14 protein-coding genes are annotated in these 17,585 nt (G+C 57.0%); 9 read left to right on the top strand and 5 right to left on the bottom strand.

Annotation, left to right across the window (positions count from 1 at the left end; all coding sequences use genetic code 11):
• Positions 1-130: 130 nt before the first annotated feature.
• Together ACSV5M_RS15865 and ACSV5M_RS15860 are read left to right on the top strand one after the other, a co-directional pair.
• Positions 131-1,159, top strand: coding sequence for an ABC transporter substrate-binding protein (locus ACSV5M_RS15865; protein WP_439177281.1), 1,029 nt, complete (start codon positions 131-133; stop codon positions 1,157-1,159).
• Positions 1,156-4,902, top strand: a complete 3,747-nt coding sequence (locus ACSV5M_RS15860; protein WP_439177279.1) for a PAS domain S-box protein — start codon at positions 1,156-1,158, stop codon at positions 4,900-4,902. The genes ACSV5M_RS15865 and ACSV5M_RS15860 overlap by 4 nt, the downstream gene beginning before the upstream one ends.
• Here ACSV5M_RS15860 and ACSV5M_RS15855 read toward each other — a convergent pair.
• The 4 genes from ACSV5M_RS15855 to ACSV5M_RS15840 form a co-directional block, all read right to left on the bottom strand.
• A complete protein-coding gene (locus ACSV5M_RS15855; protein ID WP_439177278.1) occupies positions 4,899-5,867 on the bottom strand; it encodes a hypothetical protein in 969 nt (322 codons plus the stop codon). The two genes, ACSV5M_RS15860 and ACSV5M_RS15855, sit on opposite strands and share 4 nt — an antisense overlap.
• 159 nt (positions 5,868-6,026) lie before the next feature.
• Positions 6,027-6,398: a hypothetical protein gene (locus ACSV5M_RS15850; RefSeq protein WP_439177277.1), complete on the bottom strand. Its 372-nt coding sequence runs from the start codon at positions 6,396-6,398 to the stop codon at positions 6,027-6,029.
• A 233-nt stretch (positions 6,399-6,631) separates the two neighbouring features.
• Entirely contained in the window at positions 6,632-7,435 is an 804-nt protein-coding gene (cysE, locus tag ACSV5M_RS15845; RefSeq protein WP_439177275.1) for a serine O-acetyltransferase, read from the bottom strand.
• Between the two features lie 102 nt (positions 7,436-7,537).
• Positions 7,538-8,539, bottom strand: coding sequence for a serine/threonine protein kinase (locus ACSV5M_RS15840; protein WP_439177274.1), 1,002 nt, complete (start codon positions 8,537-8,539; stop codon positions 7,538-7,540).
• Positions 8,540-8,729: 190 nt separating this feature from the next.
• Here ACSV5M_RS15840 and ACSV5M_RS15835 point away from each other — a divergent pair, with 190 nt between their 5' ends.
• Together ACSV5M_RS15835 and ACSV5M_RS15830 are read left to right on the top strand one after the other, a co-directional pair.
• Positions 8,730-10,340 (top strand): S41 family peptidase, encoded by a 1,611-nt coding sequence (locus tag ACSV5M_RS15835; protein WP_439177273.1) that lies wholly within the window; start codon positions 8,730-8,732, stop codon positions 10,338-10,340.
• 206 nt (positions 10,341-10,546) lie between these two features.
• Positions 10,547-11,314 (top strand): ParA family protein, encoded by a 768-nt coding sequence (locus ACSV5M_RS15830; protein ID WP_439177271.1) that lies wholly within the window; start codon positions 10,547-10,549, stop codon positions 11,312-11,314.
• On the opposite strand, the gene ACSV5M_RS15825 is transcribed toward ACSV5M_RS15830, so the two are convergent.
• Complete coding sequence (locus ACSV5M_RS15825) at positions 11,245-12,093, bottom strand: ComF family protein (RefSeq protein WP_439177270.1); 849 nt, start codon at positions 12,091-12,093, stop codon at positions 11,245-11,247. The two genes, ACSV5M_RS15830 and ACSV5M_RS15825, sit on opposite strands and share 70 nt — an antisense overlap.
• Positions 12,094-12,298: 205 nt before the next feature.
• On the opposite strand from ACSV5M_RS15825, the gene bioB reads away from it, so the two are divergent.
• From bioB to bioD, 5 genes are read left to right on the top strand one after another with little or no spacing between them, the layout of a single operon-like run.
• Positions 12,299-13,357, top strand: coding sequence for a biotin synthase BioB (bioB, locus tag ACSV5M_RS15820; protein WP_439177269.1), 1,059 nt, complete (start codon positions 12,299-12,301; stop codon positions 13,355-13,357).
• A gap of 20 nt (positions 13,358-13,377) precedes the next feature.
• Complete coding sequence (locus ACSV5M_RS15815) at positions 13,378-13,989, top strand: outer membrane beta-barrel protein (RefSeq protein WP_439177267.1); 612 nt, start codon at positions 13,378-13,380, stop codon at positions 13,987-13,989.
• A gap of 51 nt (positions 13,990-14,040) precedes the next feature.
• A complete protein-coding gene (gene bioF, locus ACSV5M_RS15810; RefSeq protein ID WP_439177266.1) occupies positions 14,041-15,219 on the top strand; it encodes an 8-amino-7-oxononanoate synthase in 1,179 nt (392 codons plus the stop codon).
• Positions 15,219-16,811, top strand: coding sequence for a malonyl-ACP O-methyltransferase BioC (bioC, locus tag ACSV5M_RS15805; RefSeq protein WP_439177265.1), 1,593 nt, complete (start codon positions 15,219-15,221; stop codon positions 16,809-16,811). Before bioF ends, bioC begins: the two co-directional genes overlap by 1 nt.
• Before the next feature lie 21 nt (positions 16,812-16,832).
• Positions 16,833-17,525, top strand: a complete 693-nt coding sequence (gene bioD, locus ACSV5M_RS15800; RefSeq protein WP_439177263.1) for a dethiobiotin synthase — start codon at positions 16,833-16,835, stop codon at positions 17,523-17,525.
• The last annotated feature ends 60 nt before the right edge of the window (positions 17,526-17,585 follow it).

The raw sequence follows: 17,585 nt of genomic DNA, 5'->3' as shown, positions 1-17,585 counted from the left end.
AATTCGCCGATCCACCGGGGTGGTTTTTCAGGCATCGAACCCGCCGTTAACGGGCGGAAGTGCTAGAGTAAATAGCAGTGGGCAAAGGCCCGTCGGATGTTGTCACCATTAATCCCAGGGATGCTTGTTGATGCGTTGTTCATTCTTGTTGTCACTCATTACTCGTATCGGCGGCTTGCTTCTGGCATTGGCCCTGATGGCCTGTGGCCCCTCGGCTCGCGATCCCCTGCGCGTGGCTACCTTGCCCTGGCCCGGTTATGAGACGCTGCACCTGGCACAGAGCCTGGGTTACCTCAATGAACAGGATCTCCGTCTGGTGGAGTTGGTCAACACCAGTCAGATCGCCTCGGCGCTGCGTAACGGCACGGTCGCCGCCGCCACGGTTACCCTCGATTCCGCCTTGACGTTGTTGCAGGAGGGGGTGGATCTGCAAGTTATCCTGGTGATGGATTATTCCCTGGGCGCGGACGCAGTCATCGCCCGTCCGCCTCTCGCAACGCTGGAACAGATACGTGGCAAACGCGTCGCGGTAGAAAGCGCTACCGTCGGCGGCGTCATGCTGGATGCCTTATTGACAGAAGCGGGGTTGCAGGTAGGGGATATCCAACTGGTATCCATGACCGTCAATGAACATCTCGCGGCCTATCGCCGGGGGGAGGTTGATCTGGTGGTGACATTTGAGCCTGTCTCTGCCCTGTTGCAGCAGGAGGGTGGGCTGCGGCTCTATGACAGTCGCGCGATTCCCGGGCGCATTATGGATGTGCTGGTGGTGCGCAAGGATGTGATTGGCCGTTACCGGTCAGTCTTACCGACTTTGCTAATCGCCCATTTCCGTGCGCTGGATTATCTGGCGCAGTCGCCCGCCGATGCGCACGCGCGCATCGCCCCTTATCTGCGCGTTTCGGCGGAGCAGGTCGCCACCATGATGGCCGGGATTCGTCAGCCATCTCTCGGCGACAACCATCGGCTGCTGAATGGCAACCGGCCGGAACTGGTTCGGGTTGCCGGTGAACTGGCCGACTTTATGGTGCAGCGCCAGCTGCTTCGCAGCGCGCCTTTGGTGGACCACCTGGTACAACCGGATTTTCTACCGCCATCCAATTTATTTACGGCCCACTCGTCATTTACCGCCCACTCGTCCCGGCAGGCCCAACCATGAGAATTTATCGGAGCATCAACCTGCGGTTGTGGCTGCCGGTCATTATCCTGGGTGCCTTACTGTTGATGATGTCGCTGGGAGCCCTGTGGCGCTACGAACACCAGACTCGCCAGGTTGAGGCCGATGTCCTGGAATTATTGCAAAAACGCATGGCCCGGGACCGGCGCCACATCGAGAGTTTGCTGCGCATGGACCAGCAGGGCCTGGTGGCGGAATGGGTCGCTGATCTGGGCGGCATTCCGGATGTGGAGCTGGCAGTCCTTATCGATGACCAGCGCCGTGTCCTGTTTGCCAGCCATCCCCTGTGGCCCGGCCAGTCGCTGGATGCCATCGCGGATCACTGGGACGTGCGCTGGCTTCCCACTGATGTGCGGCGCTACCAGGCGCAGGTGACCACTGTGCGCGGGCAGCCGGTGGTCAACGCCTACCAGCCAATCTATATGCCTAGCCAGCCAGGGGAAATTCGCTCTGACCGGATTGGCGCCATCCTCTTGCAATACAGTCTGCACAACAACAAAGCAAAGGTGCGGCAAGCGGTGTTGCGCAGCAGCCTGGTGAACCTGGGCATCGGCACCTTGGTGATGTTGCTGATGATGTGGATGCTGGACCGCTGGCTGGCGCGCCCTTTGGGTTACCTGCGTAAACAGGTGGGAGAGATCAGCCGCGGCCATTTCAATATACCGATCAACATTGTGGGCGATGGTGAGATGGCGGCCCTCGCCACTGCGGTGAACAGGATGCAGACGCATCTGGCCCAGGCCAACGAGGCCCAGACCCAAACGCAAAAAGAACTGGAGCAGTTCAAGAACACCCTCGACCAGATCCTTGACGGGGTCTTTATTGCCAGCACTGATAACTTCCGCTTCCTCTACGCCAACCAGGGCGCCCAGCGCCAGTTGGGTTACACCCAGGCGGAGCTGCTGGGCATGAGCCCGCTGGATATCAAGCCCGATGGTGATTCGGAATCCCTGCGCGACCGCATGCAGCCATTACTGGATGGGCGTGTGCCCGCTATCAGTTTCGAGAGTCAGCACCGTCACAAGAACGGCCATGTTTTTCCAGTGGAGGTTTTTCTGCAAGTGATCCATCACCAGGGCGAGGCATCGCGTTTTGTGGCTATCGTGCGCGATATCACCGCGCGCAAATACGCCGAGGCCGAACTGCGCGCGAGTGAGGCGCGCTTCCGGGTGCTGTTCGAGCAGGCCGGGGTCGGCGTAGCGGTGATCGAGACGGCCAGCAGCCGTTTTATCCGTATCAACAAGAAATACGCCGACATTGTGGGCTATTCGGTGGTGGAGATGTTGCAGATGGACTTCACCATGATCACCTACCCGGATGACCTGGCGCCGGATCTGGCCAATATTGAGCGGCTCAAGGCCGGTGAGATTGACGAATTCACCATGGAAAAGCGCTATGTGCGCAAAGACGGCAGTATCTGCTGGGTCAATCTGACGGTCTCACCCATGTGGGAGGCCGGGGCACCCTTTGATTATCACGTGGCGGTAGTGGAAGACATTACCGCGCGCAAGCACAGTGAAACCTTACTCGGCAGTCAGATGACGGTGTTGGAGATGATCGCAAGCCGCGCGCCGCTGGCTAGCATCCTCACCGCCTTGATCCATGCCGTGGAGGCCCAGGCGCCGGAGATGCTGTGTTCGGTGCTATTGCTCGATGTCGAGGGGCAGCATTTGCACCACGGCGCCGCGCCCAGTTTGCCCCTGGCCTACAGCAACGCTATCGATGGGTCCGCTATTGGTGAAGCAGCCGGCTCTTGCGGGACGGCGGCTTTCCGGGGCGAACCCGTCATTGTGACGGATATCGCCAATGATCCTTTGTGGAAAGACTACGCCCAGCTGGCCTTGCCCCACGGCTTACAGGCCTGCTGGTCGACCCCTATCTTCAGTGCGCACCACCGGGTATTGGGAACCTTTGCGGTTTACTACCGCCAACCCGGTTCACCGGCACCGCGCCACCAGCAGATCATTGCCATGGCGACCCACACGGCGGCCGTGGCTATTGAGCGGGAACAATCCGAAGCCGCCTTGCGCGATGGTGCGGAATACACCCAGACCATCCTCGACAATGTGGCCGACGGCATCATCACCACCAACATCCAGGGCATCATCGAATCGTTTAACAATGCGGCTGCGCGTATCTTCGGCTACAGCGCCGAAGAAGTGCTGGGGCAATCCGTAAATCTCCTGATGCCCGGCTTGTATGAGGACGCCGGTAACGGCCAGGAGGGGCTTAAGGATGTGCTCTCCCGCGTGCTCGGCAAGCGGCGCGAAGTGGAAGGGCAACATAAAGGTGGCTCCACGTTTCCCATAGAGCTGTCGGTATCGCGGGTATTGCACAATGGCCAGGTCAAACTGATCGGCCTGGTGAGCGATATCTCGGAACGGCGCCGGCATGAAGAGCGTATCCAGCGGCTGGCGTTTTACGATTCCCTCACCGAACTGCCCAACCGCCGCCTGTTGATGGATCGCTTGCAGCACGCCCTTGCCAGCAGTGCGCGCAACGGCTCGTTGGGCGCTCTCCTGCTGCTCGACCTCGACCACTTCAAAAATCTTAACGATACCCACGGCCATGATGCCGGCGACCTCCTCTTGTGCCAGGTGGCAGAACGCCTTACCCGCTGCGTGCGCGAAGGCGACACCGTGGCTCGGCTCGGGGGCGATGAATTTGTGGTGGTGCTGGAAGGCCTGGGCAACAACGTGCATGAAGCGGCGGCGCGGGCCAAGGCGGTGGGCGAACATATTCTGTCGCTGCTGAGCCAGACTTACCTGCTGGATGAGATAGAGCATTACAGCAGCCCCAGTATTGGGATTACGCTGTTCAGCCAGCATGCCGAAACCGTGGATGCGCTGCTGAAACGGGCGGATGTGGCCATGTACCAGGCCAAGGCCGCCGGGCGCAATACGCTGCAATTCTTTGATTCCGACCTCCAGGCCTCCCTGGCGGCGCGCACCGCCCTGGAAGCGGATATGCGCCTTGGCCTGGCCCAGGAACAGTTCATGCTGTTTTACCAACCCCAGGTCGATGGCGAAGGCCGCATCACCGGCGCCGAGGCCTTATTGCGTTGGCGTCATCCGGTAAAAGGGATGATCTCGCCCGCCGATTTTATTCCGCTGGCGGAGCAATCCGGCTTCATCCTGCCGTTGGGACAGTGGGTATTGCAAACGGCCTGTGAGCAGTTGGTGCGCTGGGCCGGCGATCCAGCCACCCGCGAACTGACCCTCGCGATCAATGTCAGCGCGCGCCAATTCCGCCAAATCGGTTTTGTCGAGCAGGTACTGGATGTCATCCAGGCAACCGGTGCCGACCCGACGCGTATCAAGCTGGAGCTGACCGAGAGCCTGCTGGTGAACAACCTGGATGACGTGATCGGCAAGATGCGTGCCCTGAAGAGTTGCGGCGTGGGCTTTTCCCTGGATGACTTCGGTACCGGCTACTCCTCCCTCGGTTACCTGCGCCAGCTACCTCTCGATCAACTCAAGATCGACCAATCCTTTGTGCGTGATGTATTGATCGATCCCAACGACGCCGTGATCGCCCGCACCATCATTGCGCTGGGTCTTAGCCTTGGTTTATCGGTGATTGCTGAAGGGGTGGAGACGGAAGGCCAGCGCGCCTTCCTTGCCACCAATGGCTGCTATGCCTATCAGGGTTACCTGTTTGCCCGACCCATGCCGGCGGCGGAGCTGGATGTGTTGTTGCTCTCGCGCAGTGGAGTACTGAGTTAATTCGTTGGGGGCGTTACGGCAGGGCCTTCAGCAGAAGAGGGAATGGGCGTGGCGGGCTCTTCCTGCGGTGCTGATTTTGATGGTGGGTTTAGCAGGCGCCAGTCATCCACTTCGGGATGAAAAAAACCGCTCTCTTCATAGGCTTGTTGAATAATGCCGCGCTCCTTCATCAGGGTGATGCCTTTCTGCAAGGCCTCGTAATATTCCTGCCCGCGCGGATGGCGGCGGCTGACTGGCCAGTGCCGGGTGCCGTTGATGGCTACCTTGATGCCTTCAATAGGAATCAACTCCATGTTATCGAGCACTATCTTCATCCCGGCGGAGGGTTGAAACGGTGCGAGCGTGAAGTCCGCGCGTCCGGCGCTGACCATCCGCACCATATGAATCCAGTCGGTGGTGAAATACAGGTGATGGATACCCAGGTTTTTCAGGGTGGCGACATCCGCATACCACTGGATACTGGAGACGGCGCGCAACTGGCGTAGGTCGTCCAGGGTTTTGGCAGCCAGTGCCTTCTGGTTTTCAGGCGAGGTATACAGGCCGACAACAAACTCCCCCTCGTCGATCACCGGCTGGGTGATATGGAACAGGTCGGGCAGGTTCAGCACATCGGAATACCACACCAGCGCCCCGGAGGAGATCAATTCACCGTCCGCAATCTGGCGCAGGGTGCGCAGGTAATTTTGTTCATCGCGCAGTTCCAGCGAATCTTTGAAACCACCCAATTGCAAGGCTTGCTGCAAGAGCACCACCTCAATCACATCCCGCCGCGCACCAGAGCCGCCGTAATAATTAATATTTGCCAGATCCCGCCCGCGCACAAATTGGCGGTAGTCAGCATAGATATCTTCGTAGATAGACACCGCGAGCGGGTAGGCCGCCTCGGCTGCCTGGCCGGGAACAGACCAGGCAGCCAGCAGGCAGGAAGCCAGCGATAACCAACGACGCACTAAAGAATTGCTCATAGATGTAGGAAATACAGAAAAAGGATTACCCGCCATGGCGACGGAATTAGCTACAAAGTCAGTCTAGAGATGTGCGTTCAGCCGGGCAAGGACCAACACGCACGACAGTGCGCTATACCACCGCTCGGCGGGTTTTTTAATGGTTAAGCGTGATCAGGCCTAGTACTCCACCACCTGCCCGCGATAGATGCGCACCGGTCTGTGGGGCTCCTTGGTCGCACTGGCCAAGGGCGAATCAACCAGCGTGACCTGGCCGCGGTACACCTTGGTGATCTGCTTGGGAGTGTCGGGTTTAGGGTTGCTGGGCGTGTCGGGTTTGGGCTCGTCAAGCTGATCAATCCAGGGTTCACCAGCCAGTGAGAGCAGTTCCTTGATCAGTGTGCGGGTAATCGTATCCTTGCAGTGGTGATGGAACTCAGCCAATTCCTGCAACATATCCGGGTTGGCCAGCTTGATGCCCGGCTTCATCTTCGGGTCAACACGGCGACGTATTTCATACACCAAATCAATCATGGGTTTGCTGTATTGCATAGGGCCTCCACTTGGACAGGTGTTCATTCAAGCAAGAAGCCAGCCAACCGCCGAAAATCATCTACCGGATCGTTTTTAAGAAAATCCATGCGCCATGGCTGCACGCAACTGGTGCGTTATTTCGAGGCCATGCCTGCTTATTCATCAGTGGCGTGTCTTGGTAAGCGTGGGTGGAACTGGGGAAATAAACGAAACGAGAGGTGCGACAGTGGGAAGCTGTCGCACCTTGGGAATTAACTTAAATGATGATCCATATCCCGCGAAGGCTGCGCGCATTTGCTGTCACCGACCACCTTGGCCGGTACGCCTGCAACCGTGGTGCGCGGCGGGACATTTTTCAGTACCACGCTGCCCGCGCCGACCTTGGCGCATTCGCCAATTTCGATGTTGCCGAGGATCTTGGCACCGGCGCTGATCAACACGCCCTTGCGCACCTTGGGGTGACGATCACCCGCCTCTTTGCCGGTACCGCCCAAGGTCACCGACTGCATGATGGATACATTGTCTTCCACTACGGCGGTTTCGCCGATCACGATGCCGGTGGCGTGATCAAACATAATGCCTTTGCCAATCTTCGCTGCCGGGTGGATATCCACAGCAAACACCGACGAAATGCGATTTTGCAGAAACAACGCCAGTGGATTGCGCCCTTGTTTCCATAACCAGTGGGCGATGCGATAAGCCTGCAAGGCGTGAAAACCCTTGAAGTAGAGCAGGGGGGTTACCAGTGAGCAGCACGCGGAGTCGCGTTCATTCACCGCATACAAATCGGCGCGCACGGCTTCGCCGATGGAAGGGTCGTCGGTTAACGCCTGCTCAATCACTTCGCGCATCAGCATGGCCGGCATCGCCGGGCTGTCCAGTTTGTTAGCCAGGTGGAAACTGAGCGCAGCTTCCAGGGTTTCGTGATTGAGGATGGTGGAGTAGAGGAAGCTGGCCAATACCGGCTCGGACTCCGCCTGCTTGCGGGTTTGGTTGCGGATAGATTCCCAGAGAGCATCGATAGGCTTGGCGGCGGGGGCAGCAGTAGCAGTCATGATGAGATCCTTTAAGTGGGTCGCCGGGTGAAGCATTTGTGCATTATTGGGCCTTGAATCAGGGATTTCCAGTGCCCGGGGCCAGACGAACAGATACCTGTGTTAAAACACCGCCAGGGGCGGCTCATACAAGGCGGCCAATTGCTCGCGCAACTCCAGGATATGCTCGCCCCAATATCGTTCGGTGTTAAACCACGGAAAATGGCGCGGAAACGCCGGATCGTCCCAGCGGCGCGCGAGCCAGGCGCTGTAGTGCATGATACGTAGGGTACGCAGGGCTTCGATCAGATTCAGCTCAGCCAGATCAAAATCGCAGAATTCCCGGTAACCATCCAGAATCTCCGCTAACTGCAAGCTTTGTTGTTCGCGCTCGCCGGACAGCAGCATCCACAAATCCTGTACCGCCGGCCCGTTACGCGCATCATCGAAGTCGACAAAATGCGGCGCATCGTCGCGCCAGAGGATATTGCCGGGATGACAGTCGCCGTGGAGGCGAATGGGGGTGAAGTGTGTTTGCGCAAAGCGATCCTCCAGGCGGCGGATCAGGTCGGCACCCAAACTGCGATAGGATTCGCGCAGGCTGGGCGGTATAAAATCGTTTTCCAGCAAAAAGCTATAACTGTCGCGGGCAAAGCTTTGCACGTCCAGGCTGGGCCGTTCGATAAAAGGGCGGGCACGGCCCAAGGCATGGATACGGCCCAACACACGGCCCAGACTCAGCAACTGGTCATAATCATCCAGGTTAGGGGCGTGGCCGCCCTGGCGCGGGTAGAGTGCAAAGCGAAACGGATTGCCCTGATGGGCGAAGGTCCGTAGCGTGTTGCCATCGGCATCAGCAATGGGCGGCACGACGGAGATCTCCAGTTCATGCAGCGCTTGAGTGAAGGTATGCTCCTCCAGGATCTGTGCATCGCTCCAGCGCTCCGGGCGATAGAATTTGGCGATCAATGGGCTGGCGTCCTCAATACCCACCTGATAAACACGGTTTTCATAGCTGTTGAGCGCCAGCACACGGGCATCGCTCAGGTAGCCACAGCTTTCCACCGCATCCAGTACCAGATCAGGGCTGAGTGCTTCGTAAGGGTGAGCTGGGGACTGGGTCATAGAGATGGGCCTTTTTATGCTGGGTGGTGCATGGAAGTTCGCGGACAAATATCCTAGGCTGAACCATAAGTTTGCGGCCGGACAGTGTGCCTCACTGGCCGGGGGAGCGGAACCTCTAATCGCGGTAAATTTAATGCGGGCAGATCACATTTGCCGGCGCAGATAATGAATAACAGAAGGATTCAACGTGATGAAGATGCATCTCTTGGGGCTCAGGATGACGACCCGCCTATCTTGCGTGTTACTGTTAACCGGCCTGACCGCCTGTGGCGGTGGCAGTGGCGGTTCGTTGCTGGATGATCGAACCGGCAACTTTAATAATAATTCAGCTTGGGAGCCGGGGGTTTTCAAGCCGGCCAGTGACTTCAAGAATCGCTGTGATGCACCGCGCTCCGGCACTGATCCCTACACCGGTAACAGTTACCCGGATCGCACCGGCAATACCCTCGCAGAGAATAACTGGCTGCGTTCTTGGAGCAATGAAACCTATCTGTGGTACGACGAGATTATCGATACCGACCCCGCCGAATTTGATGAGCCAACGCTTTATTTCCAATTACTCAAGACTTTTGCGTTGACACCCTCGGGGGCGCCCAAGGATCAGTTCCACTTCACCTACGACACCGCCGAATGGAATGCCCTGTCCGGTTCGGGTGTATCGGCGGGTTACGGGGTGACCTGGGCGATCATCCGCGCATTGCCACCGCGGGAAATCCGCGTGGCTTATACCGAACCCAATACGCCCGCCACGGCAGAAGGTGTAGACCTGACGCGCGGCGCGCTGGTGCTGGAAATCAACGGCGTGGATGCAGTAAATGACAATACTGAGGAGGGTGTTAACACCCTGAATGACGGGCTTTTCCCCTCCGACACAGGACAAAATATCACCCTGGTGGTACAGGATCTTGGTGCTGATGAACCTCGCACGGTCACCCTGACCTCGACCACTATCACCTCGACGCCCGTGCAGAATGTCAGAACGCTTGCAAGTGAATCCGGTGAGACGGTGGGTTACCTGCTGTTTAATGACCACATCGCCACATCAGAGGATTTGTTGATTGAAGCGATTGACGAACTCAGCTCCGCCGGGGCGACGCAACTGGTGCTGGACCTGCGCTATAACGGTGGTGGTTTGCTAGCGATTGCCAGCCAACTGGCATATATGATCGCGGGCGATGTGCCTACGTCACAGCAGGTGTTTTACAACATCAGCTTTAATGACAAGCACCCGGAGCGCGACCCGGTAACCGGCCAAACCCTGACCCCCATTCCCTTTTACAAACAAACCCTGGGCTTTTCCACCGCGACCGGCCAACCCTTGCCCAGTCTTAACCTACAGCGGGTATACATCCTGACGGGCTCCGGCACCTGTTCTGCCAGCGAAGCCATCATCAACGGCCTGCGTGGCGTGGGCGTAGAGGTTATTCAGATCGGCACGTCTACCTGTGGCAAGCCTTATGGTTTTTACCCGACGGATAACTGCGGTACCACCTACTTCACGGTGCAGTTCAAAGGCGATAATGCCCAAGGCTTCGGCGAGTATTCTGATGGCTTTACTCCGGGTAACAACTCGGCCGATGCGGCCAGCTTGCCCGGTTGTAGCGTGGCCGATGACTACTTGCACGCTTTGGGCGACCCGGCGGAAGCACGGCTGGCTGCCGCTTTGGCATATCACGAGACCGGTGAATGCCCCGGCGCGAATACCGCAGGATTGCAGAAGTCTGCGCCCCCGCGAGTCGAAGGCTATGTTCATAAACCTGAGGCGCTGCGCAACATCATCCTACTGCCACCGGTTAACTAGTCGCATGAGTTGAAGATAGAGATAAAAGCGGTGAATGGTGGAGAAAAATCCATAAAATCCGCAAACAGTGCCGGTCAATTTTTGTGGAACAGGGCTCATTGACCGTGTCGGGACTTTCATCCTGGCCAGATAGAGGCTATAAGGAGATAGAGCCTATTTAAGGAGATGGGCCAAAATGACAGGTCCGTCTAATCAGCGAGCTTCCTATGATCACAATAGCGTTTTATAACCTCAAAGGTGGCGTGGGTAAAACCACCACAGCGGTCAATATGGCCTACATGGCAGCGGCGGCCGGGAAAAATACCGTGCTATGGGATCTCGATCCCCAAGCCGCTGCTACCTGGTTGTGCCAGCAGGAAAGTGCCAAAACCCGAGCGATCAAGGTGTTCAGCAAAGGCAAGGCAGTCGCTGATCTGGAAGTGGCCACGCCATTTCCCGGCCTGAGTGTCATTCCGGCGGACCTGAGCCTGCGCAAGATGGAGAAGGAGTTTGAGGGCCAGAGCGGTAATCGCTGGTTGAAGAATCTCATCAAACCCCTTGCCGATAAAAACGACATCCTGATCTACGACTGCGCGCCCTCCCTGTCACCTGCAATGGAGCAACTGCTGAGCGATGTCGATATCGTGCTGATTCCCATGATCCCCAGCCCCTTGTCTATTCGTGCCATGGAACAAGTCATCACATTCTTTGGCGACAAGAAGAACAGTCCGCAAAAGATTGTCGGCTTCTTTAATCAGGTGGATATGCGCCGCAACCTGCATCGCCAGGCGGCGGAAAACCTCAAGCAGATGCCGGTGCCGATGCTCAAAAGCTGGATTCCCATGAACTCGGCGGTAGAGCAGATGGCCCTGCGGCAGGCACCGTTGACCAGCTACGCCAGCCATGGCCGCGCCGCGCTGGCCTATCAGGAGATGTGGAAGGAACTGGCGCGTTTGCTGCGCAAAACCGAGCGGGAAGCGGTCGTTGCCTCCTGATCCCGGGGTGTGTTTATTGGCTTCACATCCGGCGTTCGTGCCAACGCCCACACATGCACTTCCTTCGCCCCCTGGCGGATCAACAAGTGGCTTAATTCCCGCGTCGTTGCCGTGGTTGTCACCACATCATCCAGAAGTGCAATCCGTTTTCCCTGAACAATCCTGTTGCCGGCGGCGGTCATGCTGAACACTTGCCGCAGATTTTCTTGTCGCTTGGCCCGGCTCAAGCCTTTTTGTGCCGGCGTATGCCGGGTGCGTCGGCAGGCGCGCGACGCCAGCGGAAGCTTCAGCTCCGTTGCCACCTGTCTACCGAGTAGATCGGTTTGATTAAAGCCGCGTAACCAGCGGCGCGTCCAGTGCAGCGGCACCGGGATGATCAACTCCGGCAGGCACCGTTCCTGCTCGTCGTAGGTGTGGAGGACGCACTGCGCCAAGGCCCGCCCCAGCGCCCGGCCAGCAGCGAGTTGACGACGGTATTTGAAATGATGAATCAGATAATCCACCGGATACTGATATCGGAACGGCACAACAGTGCATGAAAACGCCGGTGGTTTGGCCAGGCAATGGCCACAATAATCACCGGAGCTTTCCTGGGGTAGCGGGATAGCACACTGGTGGCAGCTGCCCTCCGTCAACGAAAGATGCGGCAACCCCAACTCACAATCCGGGCAAACCAGCTCACCCCGCAAACCCCTGCCACACAACAGGCAAACCGTGGGTACCAACCCGTTAAAAAATCGCCCAACCTTTTCCCAAAACCATAAAAAGCCTGCTTTCATACTTTTCCCTTTTCCCTTTTCCCTTTTCCCTTTTCCCTTTTCCCTTTTCCCTTTTCCGGACCGGACTCTAGCGCTACCGGTCCCGCTTGCCAAGTCTCCACCTGTTAACCCATTTCCCTTTTCAGGTTGACAGCTATCAATGTCCCGCTAAGATAGAGGCCATCTAACCCCGGTCATCCTCATTTACTTTCGTGAATTTCTTCCTATGAATGCTACCAGCCATCCCCTGATTCGCCACGACTGGACCCGCGCCGAAGTGAAGGCGCTGTTTGAGCTGCCTTTCAGTGATCTGATGTATCAGGCCCAGACCGTTCATCGCAGTTTTTTCAACCCCAATGAAGTCCAGGTCAGCACCCTGTGTTCTATCAAGACCGGTGCCTGCCCGGAGGATTGCGCCTATTGTCCGCAATCCGCCCGTTACGACACCGGCCTTGAGCGTGAAAAATTAATGGCGGTGGAAAAAGTTATCGAGGAAGCCAAAGCAGCCAAGGCCAGCGGTGCTACCCGTTTTTGCATGGGCGCGGCCTGGCGTTCACCCAAGGGCAAAGACATGCCTTATGTCACCAATATGGTTAAGGGTGTGAAGTCGCTGGGGCTGGAAACCTGCATGACTCTGGGGATGCTCAACGAAGATCAGGCGCAGGAACTGGCCAACGCCGGCCTGGATTATTACAACCACAACCTCGATACCTCGCCGGAATACTATGGCGAAATCATCACCACCCGTACTTATCAGGATCGTCTGCAAACCCTCGCCAATGTGCGCAAGGCAGGCATGAAGGTCTGCTGTGGCGGTATCGTCGGGATGGGTGAAGAAGAGGGAGATCGTGCGGGCCTGCTGGTGCAACTGGCGACCATGCCGGAACATCCGGAATCGGTACCCGTGAACATGCTGGTGAAGGTGGAAGGTACACCCCTAGCGGATCAGGCTGATCTCGATCCGTTTGATTTCATCCGCACCATTGCGGTTGCGCGTATCCTGATGCCCAAATCCCACGTGCGTTTGTCTGCTGGTCGCGAACAGATGAACGAACAAATGCAGGCCATGGCCTTTCTCGCCGGCGCCAACTCGATCTTCTATGGCGAAAAATTGTTGACCACGCCTAACCCGGAAGCCAGCAAGGACATGCAGCTGTTCAAGCGCCTCGGCATTACCCCGGAAGCTTACGAAATTCACGAAGATGAAGCCGAGCAGGAAGCGGCTGTCGTCAACCAATTACAAGAAGCGCAACTCGATTCGTTTTTTTACAACGCGGCGAAATAACTTTTACCTCAGGGAACGATATGAAATACGGATTGACAGCGTTATTAGCCGGTGCGTTAGTCAGCGTGCCGGTTCACGCGGAAAATTACGGTGGTCTGGCACTGGGTGCGGCAGAGTTTTGTGAAGGGGTCGGCGAGTCCGGTTTTTTCGGCGGTGATTGTTTAAACCCGCGCTTCCTGCTGCGTGGTTATGCGGGCCATCGGTTTTCCGATTTTGTCAGTGTTGAGCTTAGCTTTGATGCCATTCTTGATCCGCGCGGCTGGTTTGGCGGTGGGCACGGTAATACGGAAATTAATGGCGCTACGGTTGGTGCTTACGGATTAATGTCGCTGCCGCTTGCAGATGAAGTTCGCTTATTTGTTGGCCCTGGCATCGGCGGTTCGATGATCCACACATCCTGGGGTGACACCCGCTACATTGAAGCGGGTGACGAAACGTGGGAAACGCGTGAATCGGGTGATACCACCTTTGGTATGAACATCGGTTGGACTGCGGGGGTGGAGTTTGAAACGAACCATGCCGGCGTTGTGCGTGTGCAGTGGCAAACCTGGCGCTCTATGGATTCCGATGTATTGTTCGACGATGAATTCAGTGCGAATTATTTATCTGTTTCCTTGCGTGAGCATTTCTAACGCGGCCAATCGCTGGGCCGATCATTTTTAACAGGTGTAACCGATTTGCCCGTGGACCATTCTCTTGATCACATCCTTGCGCCGGCCCTGGCCGAACGCCGCGCCGCGCATCGCTATCGCCATCGGCGCCTGCTGCAAACGCCCCAGGTGCCAGAAGTCATTATCGATGGCCAACGTTATCTGTCCTTCTGCAGTAACGATTATCTGGGGCTTGCCAATCATCCTGACGTCATACAGCGCTTGCAGACAGCGGCAGCGCAATACGGTGTCGGCAGTGGCGCATCGCATTTGGTAAGTGGTCATTCGTCTGAGCACCACGCGTTGGAAGAGGAGCTGGCGGCGTTTTGCGGACGTGATCGCGCGTTATTATTTTCCACCGGTTACATGGCCAACCTCGGTGCCATTACCGCGTTGGTGGGGCAGGGCGATGTAGTATTTGAAGATCGCTTGAATCATGCGTCGTTGCTGGATGCCGGTTTACTCAGCGGCGCGCGCTTTCAACGTTTCCTGCACAATGACCTGGATAATTTGCACGCTCGCCTGGAAAAAACCGAAGCCGCCCGAAAATTAATTGTGGTGGACGGTGTGTTCAGTATGGACGGCGACTTTGCGCCCTTGCCGCAACTGGCACAACTGGCGCAGCAACACAACGCCTGGTTGATGGTGGATGATGCCCATGGTTTTGGTTGCTTCGGCCAAACCGGCGGCGGCAGCGCTGAACATTTCGGTTTGACGCAAACCCAATTACCCATCCTGATGGGCACACTGGGAAAAGCCTTCGGTACCTTTGGTGCGTTTATCGCTGGCAGTGAAACATTGATCGAAACGCTGATTCAATTTGCCCGTCCCTATATTTACACCACCGCCATGCCACCCGCGGTAGCAGCAGCGACACGCACCAGTTTGCAATTGCTGCAACGGGAATCCTGGCGACGTGAACATTTGCATCAATTGATCGCACATTTTCGTCGGGGCGCCGCCGAATTAGGTTTGCAACTGCTGGATTCAGTTTCGCCAATCCAGCCCATTATTTTGGGCGAAGAAGCGCGCGCCCTGGCATTTTCCGAACAGCTTGCGGCGCGCGGTTTCTTAGTAATTGCCATTCGCCCACCCACGGTGCCCGCCGGCAGTTCGCGCTTGCGGGTCACCATATCAGCAGAGCACTCTCAAGCACAGGTTGATGCCTTGCTGGATGCGCTTGATGCGGTAAACCAACAGGTGCCTGCGTGATGTCGGTGCAGCAACATTCATTACCCGCCACGCTGGCGGTGCATCATTACCCGGCGCAGACATTACCGGCGCAGCGCGAACCGCTCGTGCTGCTGCACGGGTGGGGGTGCGACAGCCAAACCTGGCAGCCCTTGTTGCCGGCGCTGCAACAGACCGGCGATGTCTATGCGATTGATTTGCCCGGTTTTGGCCACAGTCACGCTGTCTCTTTTGCGGATCTGGAGAGCGTGCTGATATTGTTGGAGCAACACCTGCCAGCGCGCGCTGCGCTTATGGGTTGGTCGCTGGGTGGCATGTTGGCAATCGCGTTGGCCGCGCGGGCACCCGAGAAAATTTCCCGCGTGATTTCACTGGCTACCAACGTTAAATTTGTGGCTTCCCCGGATTATCCAACGGCCATGCCGCCGGCTGTCAATCGCCAATTCAATCAACAATTTGCCGATGATCCGCAACATACATTGAAATTATTTACCGGCTTATTGGCGCAAGGTGATGCACAGGAACGTGCGCTGCTTAAAGCCCTGCGCGCGGTTAAAGCATTTCATCCAGACAGGGGTTGGAATGCTGCACTGGCCCTGTTGGCCCACCTGGACAACCGTGCGGCTTTTGCGCAATTGACCCAGCCGGGTTTACACCTGCTGGCCGAAGCTGATGCCCTGGTGCCGATGAGCGCCGCGGAGGCGTTGCGCCGTCTTAACCCGCACCAACATGTCGAGGTTATACCGCACGCCGCTCACGCGCTGCACTGGAGTCAACCGCAAGCGCTCATACCGTTGATTACTGAATTTTTGCGGCAGCCCCTGCCGGGGACGCTGGACAAACGCAAGGTGGCGCAATCCTTCAGTCGTGCGGCGCACACCTATGATGCGGTGGCGACCTTGCAGCGCGAGGTTGGCCAGCATTTACTGCAACAGATACCGCCGAACCTGACACCGCAATGCGCGCTTGACCTGGGATGCGGCACCGGTTTTTTCAGCCGGCGTTTGCGCCAACAGTTTCCATTGGCCGAACTTATCGGTGTTGATATCGCGCAGGGTATGCTGGAATTTTCCCGCAACACCCACGGCGATCTTGCCCAATGGCTCTGCGGTGATGCTGAACAACTCCCTTTTGCTAACGCCAGTATTGACCTGATTTTTTCCAGCCTGGCGATTCAATGGTGCACCGCGACGGACAGGTTATTTGCTGAACTCCGCCGCGTATTAACACCTGGTGGTGTCGGTGTGCTGGCCACGCTCGGACCGGCTACCCTGAATGAATTGCGGCACGCCTGGCAGCAGGTCGATGGTTATGTGCATGTCAATCAGTTTGAATCCGCTGAGCGGATGCAGGCGGCCATCAACACCGCTGGCTTGCACTTGAAAGATTGGCAAACGCAGCAGCGCCAGTTGCGCTATGAACGATTGGTGGATTTGACCCGCGAGCTGAAAGCACTGGGCGCGCATAACGTTAATGCAGGCAAGCCGGGAGGCTTGACCGGGCGTAAAAAAATTGAAGCCTTTAAACACGCTTATGAACAGTGTCGTTGTGATGGCTTGTTGCCAGCCAGTTATGAAATTTTTTATGTGTTGGTACAGGCTCCCGTTGAATAAGCTATTGAACGAAAAAACCTTATGGCTAATAAAACCTTCTTCGTCACCGGCACCGATACCGGTGTGGGTAAAACATTTATCTCTGCCGGTTTACTGCTGACGGCAAAACAACGCGGTCTATCCACGGCAGCATTAAAACCGGTAGCGGCGGGCTGCGAGATGACAGCGGCGGGTTTGCGCAACGACGATGCGCTCTTGTTGCAATCTGTCATTACCCAACCCCTCGCCTACGAACAAATTAATCCCATCGCCCTTGAGCCGGCCATTGCACCGCACATTGCAGCACAGCAGGCGCGGCGGGTGTTGTCGGTGGATCGGCTGAGCGGCTTTTGTCGCGGTGCATTAAACCAGGCAGATTTCACCTTGGTGGAGGGCGCGGGCGGTTGGCGTGTGCCGTTAAATCCAGCGGAAACGCTGGCGGATCTGGCGCGGGCATTGCGGTTGCCGGTCATCATGGTGGTAGGCATCCGCCTGGGCTGTATCAATCACGCGTTGCTGACAGCGGAAGCCATTGCGCGGGATGGTTTGCTTATGGCCGGCTGGGTGGCCAATGTGATTGATCCTGATATGCCGTGCCAGCAGGAAAATATTGTGTCCTTACAGCAACGCTTGGCAGCGCCTTGCTTGGGGGTCGTGCCTTATCTGGGGCAGGATGCAACACCGGCATTATTGAGCGACTTTTTTTCAGCGGAATCGGTCGCGCCGCTTTTTTGATTCGATAAGGTTCGATAGCCATTTTGGGCGCACGTCACTGAAGCGTCATCCTTTCCCTGC

The organism is Cellvibrio sp. ARAG 10.3, from assembly GCF_051846955.1.
Taxonomy (GTDB): Bacteria; Pseudomonadota; Gammaproteobacteria; order Pseudomonadales; family Cellvibrionaceae; genus Cellvibrio.
Note: the sequence above shows the minus strand (reverse complement) of the source record. Positions and strands in the feature narration are given on the sequence as shown.